This is a genomic window from Streptomyces prasinopilosus (genome assembly GCF_001419695.1).
Classification (GTDB): Bacteria; Actinomycetota; Actinomycetes; order Streptomycetales; family Streptomycetaceae; genus Streptomyces; species Streptomyces prasinopilosus.
The window spans coordinates 1-5,049 of record NZ_LIRG01000472.1; the positions used below are offsets into that span (position 1 = coordinate 1).

Here is a 5,049-nt window from a genome sequence, read left to right on the forward strand (position 1 = left end):
GAGAACGGCTACGCGCTGATGTACGGCGGCGACGAGGAGCACGTCGCCAAGGTGCAGCCGGTCTTCGACGCGCTGAAGCCGGAGGGCGACTTCGGCGCGGTGCACGCGGGCAAGGTCGGGGCCGGGCACTTCGCGAAGATGGTCCACAACGGCATCGAGTACGCGATGATGCAGGCCTACGCCGAGGGCTGGGAGCTGCTGGAGAAGGTCGACTCGGTGGACAACGTCCGCGAGGTGTTCCGCTCCTGCCAGGAGCGGATGACCGTGCCCTCCTGCCAGGAGCGGAACACCTCGCGGACGTTGTCCACCGAGTCGACCTTCTCCAGCAGCTCCCAGCCCTCGGCGTAGGCCTGCATCATCGCGTACTCGATGCCGTTGTGGACCATCTTCGCGAAGTGCCCGGCCCCGACCTTGCCCGCGTGCACCGCGCCGAAGTCGCCCTCCGGCTTCAGCGCGTCGAAGACCGGCTGCACCTTGGCGACGTGCTCCTCGTCGCCGCCGTACATCAGCGCGTAGCCGTTCTCCAGGCCCCAGACGCCTCCGGAGACCCCACAGTCGACGAAACCTATCCCCTTGGCCGCCAGTTCCCCGGCGTGCTTCTCGTCGTCCGTCCAGCGGGAGTTGCCGCCGTCCACGACCACGTCGCCGGGCTGCAGCAGCACGGCGAGTTCGTCGATGGTCGACTGGGTGGCCTCGCCCGCCGGAACCATCACCCAGACCACGCGCGGGCCCTCGAGCTTGCCCACGAGTTCTTCCAGGCTGTGGACGTCGGCGAGGTCCGGGTTGCGGTCGTATCCGAGAACGGTGTGGCCCGCGCGGCGAATCCGCTCGCGCATGTTGCCGCCCATCTTGCCGAGGCCGACGAGACCGAGCTCCATCAGTTGTGTTCCTTAGGTTGCGACGTGGCGTGGCGGCACGAGCGTGCCGCGGCACTTACGTACCGCCCCGACCCTAAACCCGGGCGCTCACGCACATCTGTGGGCATACGCGCTCATGCGCATGCCCTCACCTGCGGCTTCACCACCGGCCGGCCGGACGTCCTGCGCCGCTTCCGGGTCCGGCACGCGCCGGCACCCACCCGCGGTCCGGCGTCCGGACCCGGAAGGACTGCGTCCGCCCGTGGACGGGCGGGCGAGGTCAGCCGCTGAGCCGCACCGGCATGATCAGGTACTTGTAGGCGTCGTCCGCCTCCGCGTCCACCGCGGGCCTGCCGCTGAGCAGCGCGGGCTTGGTGGACGTGGTGAACGACAGCTGGGCCACCGGGGAGTCGATGGCGCTCAGGCCGTCCAGCAGGAACGTGGGGTTGAAGGCGATCGAGATGTCGTCGCCCTCCAGCTGGGCGTCGACCCTTTCCACAGCCTGTGCGTCGTCGCTGGAACCGGCCTCCAGGATGAGCACGCCCTGCTCGAAGCTCAGCCGCACCGGGGTGTTGCGCTCCGCGACCAGGGCCACACGCTTGACGGCCTCCACGAAGGGGGCGGTCTCGATGACGGCGACGCTGTTGAACTCGGTCGGGAACAGCGTGCGGTACTTCGGGAGGTCGCCCTCCAGCAGACGCGTGGTGGTGCGCCGGCCCGCGCCCTCGAAGCCGATCAGGCCCTCGCCCGCACCCGAACCGGACAGCGCCAGGATCACCTGGTCGCCGCTGGTCAGCGCCTTGGCGGTGTCCTGGAGCGTCTTGGCGGGCACCAGGGCGACCGCGGAGACGTCCGGGTTCTCCGGCTTCCACAGGAACTCGCGGACCGCGAAGCGGTAGCGGTCCGTGGAGGCCAGCGTCACCGTGTCGCCCTCGATCTCGATGCGGACACCGGTCAGGACGGGCAGGGTGTCGTCGCGGCCCGCCGCGATGGCGACCTGCTGCACGGCGGACGCGAAGACCTCACCGGGCACCGTGCCCGTCGCGTTCGGCATCTGCGGCAGGGCCGGGTACTCCTCCACCGGCAGGGTGTGGAGCGTGAACCGCGAGGAGCCGCAGACCACCGTCGCCCGTACACCGTCCGTGGAGATCTCCACCGGCCGGTTGGGGAGAGCCCGGCAGATGTCGGCGAGCAGCCGGCCCGAGACGAGTACCGTGCCCTCCTCCTCGACCTCCGTCTCCACCGAGACCCGCGCGGAGACCTCGTAGTCGAAGCTGGACAGGCTCAGCTGTCCCGACTCGGCCTTCAGCAGCAGGCCTGCGAGGACCGGCGCCGGCGGACGGGCCGGGAGACTGCGCGCCGCCCAGGCCACTGCCTCCGCGAGTACGTCGCGTTCCACCCGGATCTTCACCGTAAGCCGCCTCCTGCTGTTGCCGGCGTTCTCGCGCCCTGCTTCGCCTTCGTCATCTGACTCGGTGTGCTCGGCCTCTGGGAGGGCAAGGACACCGGGACCAGTCTGACGCACTGCACTGACAGTAGGTGCCCCTCGAGGTCAAGTCGTGCCGAGGGGCAGTCGGCGGAGATGCGGCGAGTTGTGCACAGGGCCCCCTTCGAAACGGATTCCTCGCTCTCTCTAGTTGGGAGTAGTAGTAGGGGTTGTGGATACCGTGGATAACCTCGTTTCCGCAGCTCAGGGCCTAGATTTTGTCCACTGACCCTGTGGGCGGAGCCGGTGGACAACTCGGGGTGTCTGTGGAGAACAGAAAGTTCTGCACACTCCGTGCACAGGTGGGGCCGAGTTCTCCCCAGCTCCGTCCCCAGGTTTGCCGGTCTTTCCCACAGGCCTCCTCGGCACCTTGATGTGACGCCTTTCACTCGACCCAGTGAGGACGGGCTCCGCGTTGCCGAACAGTGGACAGACGTGTGGAGAAGCGGATGATCGCTGGGGACAACCGGTCTCAGCCTGTGGGTTGTCCGTGGAAAACTTTGTCCACAGCCTGTGGACGACCGTTTCGTCCACAGGCTGTGGAGATCACTTGTCCACGCATCCACAGCCAACTGACCAGGCCTGATAGTGCCCCATCGGGCAGCCCTGTGGACAGGATCGGGACAACTTCGCGGTCCCCAGGATGTGGACGGGAAAAACTTGCCGAATCTGTGGAGGAAGGCCGTAACCCGGTGCCGAAAGGGAACAGCGGACGGGACCTCCTGGGCGGCCGGACGACCGGGCGACCGGGAACCGATGGACGCGAGGACGGCGGGAGAACGGCCGGGGGAGGCGACCGAGGCGGCGGCCGGCACGTGCGGCGGCGGCTGAGGACACCCGAAGGTCTTCCGGGACCACCGGCGGGCGGGCCGGTGGGTCGGGGCGTACGGGAAAGGGGCGTCCCCGGACGTGGCCCGGAGACGCCCCTTTCCGGGTGCCCGACGGTTCTCCGAGGGGACGGGTCCGCCCGGAGCACGAAGAAGGGGGGAAGGACGGCTGCGGGCGGGTGCCGGATCTCCTCGCACCCGCGAAGGGCGGCCCGGCGCCGCCTCCTCGTCCCGGGAGCGCCCGCTGCGGGACGGAGAGGCCTCAGCCGGCCTTGATGCGGTTGGTGAGCTCGGTGACCTGGTTGTAGATGGAGCGCCGCTCCGCCATCAGATTGCGGATCTTCCGGTCCGCGTGCATCACCGTCGTGTGGTCGCGGCCGCCGAAGAGCGCGCCGATCTTCGGCAGTGACAGGTCGGTCAGCTCGCGGCACAGGTACATCGCGATCTGCCGCGCGGTCACCAGCGCGCGGCCGCGCGAGGTGCCGCACAGGTCCTCGACCGTGAGCCCGAAGTAGTCGGCGGTCGCGCCCATGATCGCCGTCGAGGTGATCTCCGGCGAGGAGTCGTCCCCGCCGGGCATCAGGTCCTTCAGGACGATCTCGGTGAGCCCGAGGTCCACCGGCTGCCGGTTGAGCGAGGCGAAGGCCGTCACCCTGATCAGCGCGCCCTCCAGCTCGCGGATGTTCCGCGAGATCCGGGAGGCGATGAACTCCAGCACCTCCGGCGGGGCGTTGAGCTGTTCCTGCACCGCCTTCTTGCGCAGGATCGCGATCCGCGTCTCCAGCTCCGGCGGCTGGACGTCGGTGATCAGACCCCACTCGAAACGGTTCCGCAGCCGGTCCTCCAGGGTCACCAGCTGCTTGGGCGGCCGGTCGCTGGAGAGCACGATCTGCTTGTTGGCGTTGTGCAGCGTGTTGAAGGTGTGGAAGAACTCTTCCTGCGTCGACTCCTTGTCCGCGAGGAACTGGATGTCGTCGACCAGCAGGATGTCCATCTCCCGGTACCGCTTGCGGAAGCTGTCGCCCTTGCCGTCGCGGATGGAGTTGATGAACTCGTTGGTGAACTCCTCCGAGCTCACGTACCGCACGCGCGTGCCGGGGTAGAGGCTGCGCGCGTAGTGCCCGATCGCGTGCAGCAGGTGCGTCTTGCCGAGCCCGGACTCCCCGTAGATGAAGAGCGGGTTGTACGCCTTCGCGGGGGCCTCGGCCACCGCCACCGCCGCCGCGTGCGCGAAGCGGTTGGAGGCGCCGATGACGAACGTGTCGAAGAGGTACTTCGGGTTCAGCCGCGCGGTCGGTTCACCCGGGCCGGTCGCCGGCGCGGGCTGCGCGGCCAACGGGCCGGGCGCGCCGCTGGCGGGCAGGTTCGGGCCGACGGGGCCGCCGCGGTGGACGTGACCCGCTCCGGAGGGGGGCTCCGGCAGCTCGCGGCGGGCCGCGTCGCGCTGGTCGTGGTCGCCGCGCTCGTAGTCCTTGCGGCCGTAGTCGCCGCGGTCGTACTCCGCCCGGGACGGCTCGTAGTCGGCGCGCTGCTGGTCGTAGGGGGCACGTTCCATCGGCTGCGGACGGTAGTCCTGCGAGGGCGCGCCGCCGTAGCCGTCCTGGGGGCCGTATGTCTCCTGGGACGGCGAGGCGTACGGGTCGCGGTCCGGGAAGCCGAGGAACACCAGGGTCCCCAGGAGCAGGGCCAGGACCAGGACCAGGCCGGTCCAGGCCCCCGCTCCCCGGCGGGGCCGCGGTGGCGTCCGCGGCGGTGCCGGTGGCTGTGTCGGGGTCTGCGTGGGTGTTCCCGCGCGGGCGGGCGCTGCGTCGTCGGGCACGCTCCGGGACGTTAGTGGCAGGAGTGGCCCGGGGTCCATGACGCCCGGCGCGCCGCCCCG

The 5,049-nt window shown here is 69.8% G+C and carries 3 protein-coding genes and 1 pseudogene; 1 reads left to right on the plus strand and 3 read right to left on the minus strand.

Translation table 11 applies throughout. The features are described 5' to 3' along the window. Nucleotides 1–138: 138 nt before the first annotated feature. A complete protein-coding gene (locus AOK18_RS35445) occupies nt 139–348 on the plus strand; it encodes a hypothetical protein (protein WP_420865627.1) in 210 nt (69 codons plus the stop codon). Here AOK18_RS35445 and AOK18_RS19765 read toward each other — a convergent pair. The 3 genes and pseudogenes from AOK18_RS19765 to dnaA all read right to left on the minus strand — a co-directional run. Beyond that, nucleotides 249–878 (minus strand): annotated as a pseudogene (locus AOK18_RS19765) (NADP-dependent phosphogluconate dehydrogenase); the annotation flags it as partial. The gene AOK18_RS35445 and the pseudogene AOK18_RS19765 overlap by 100 nt on opposite strands. A 259-nt stretch (nt 879–1,137) precedes the next feature. Next, the gene (gene dnaN, locus AOK18_RS19770) at nt 1,138–2,268 is read right to left on the minus strand and encodes a DNA polymerase III subunit beta (RefSeq protein ID WP_055570369.1); all 1,131 of its coding nucleotides are present in this window, start codon (nt 2,266–2,268) and stop codon (nt 1,138–1,140) included. A 1,164-nt stretch (nt 2,269–3,432) separates the two neighbouring features. Beyond that, nucleotides 3,433–5,049, minus strand: a 1,617-nt coding sequence (dnaA, locus tag AOK18_RS19775) for a chromosomal replication initiator protein DnaA (RefSeq protein ID WP_338119125.1), incomplete at its 5' end; no start/stop codon positions are given.

Coding starts and splice junctions, on each gene's coding strand:
- AOK18_RS35445 (WP_420865627.1), top strand. CDS start 139: ATGGTCCACAACGGCATCGAGTACGCGATGATGCAGGCCTACGCCGAG.